This is a genomic window from Rhodoplanes roseus (assembly GCF_003258865.1).
In the GTDB taxonomy this organism is placed as follows: domain Bacteria; phylum Pseudomonadota; class Alphaproteobacteria; order Rhizobiales; family Xanthobacteraceae; genus Rhodoplanes; species Rhodoplanes roseus.
The window spans coordinates 1-865 of the sequence record NZ_NPEX01000375.1; the positions used below are offsets into that span (position 1 = coordinate 1).

At 72.8% G+C, this 865-nt stretch carries 2 protein-coding genes; both read left to right on the plus strand.

Going from position 1 to position 865, the window contains the following annotated elements; genetic code table 11:
• The coding region (locus tag CH341_RS28420) for a DUF2087 domain-containing protein (protein WP_146604656.1) at nt 1-335 on the plus strand (335 nt) is incomplete at its 5' end.
• Between the two features lie 150 nt (nt 336-485).
• Complete coding sequence (locus tag CH341_RS28425) at nt 486-776, plus strand: FAD assembly factor SdhE (RefSeq protein WP_111422481.1); 291 nt, start codon at nt 486-488, stop codon at nt 774-776.
• Nucleotides 777-865: the final 89 nt, after the last annotated feature.

An 865-nucleotide genomic window follows, 5' to 3' on the forward strand; every position in this document is an offset into this window, starting at 1 on the left:
CGCCGGTCGACTTCGTGAAGGTCGAGCGTCTCGCCCGGTATTTCGACGCCGGGGGGCGGCTCGTCCGCTGGCCCGGCAAGCACTCCGACCGGCTGTCCTGCCTGTGGGTGCTGTGGTCGCGGCTGCCGGCCCGCGCCGTGATGTCCGAGCCCGCCGTCAACGAGGCGCTGAAAGCGGCGCATCTGTTCGGCGACCACGTGCTGCTGCGCCGCGAGCTGGTCGACCTCGGCCTGCTCGCCCGCACGCCCGACGGCCGCGAGTACCGCCGTGTCGAGCAGCCGCCGCCGGCCGAGGCCCGGGCCCTGATCCGGCATCTGGCCGTCCGGGCGGGCTGACGCCGCGACGACGTCGTGCGGTGCCGGCCCGGTCCGCGCCGGGGCCCGCTGACAGGCGGGTCCCGGATCGCTATATGAAGTCCGCGCCCGGCCCTGTCCGGGCTTTCGGCGTTTTTCGCAGGCGGGCGCCCCGGGCGCCAAGGAGAGGCCATGACCGGAACCACACGATCGAGCGCGGGGCTGTCGGAGCGGCGCCGGCGGCTGCTGTTCCGGGCTTGGCGGCGCGGCACCCGCGAGCTCGACCTTCTCACCGGGCGATTCGCCGACGCGGTGATCACCGAGCTGACCGACGACGAGGTCGCGGAGTTCGAGACCTGGTGCTCGGCCCCGGATCTCGACCTCTACAACTGGATCACCGGGTCGAAGCCGGTGCCGCCCGAATACGACACCCCGCTGTTCCGGCGCCTGAAGGCGTTCGACCACGGGGCGGCGGCGGTGTGATCCCGGTCATTCCGGGGCGAGTGCCGAAGGCACACGAACCCGGAATCCAGCGGCAACGTCGGTGGAGTTGGCTGGATTCCGGGTTCGCC

Bases quoted from the DNA above. Each gene is read 5' to 3' on its own strand.
- CH341_RS28425 (WP_111422481.1), top strand. From the start codon at position 486: ATGACCGGAACCACACGATCGAGCGCGGGGCTGTCGGAGCGGCGCCGG.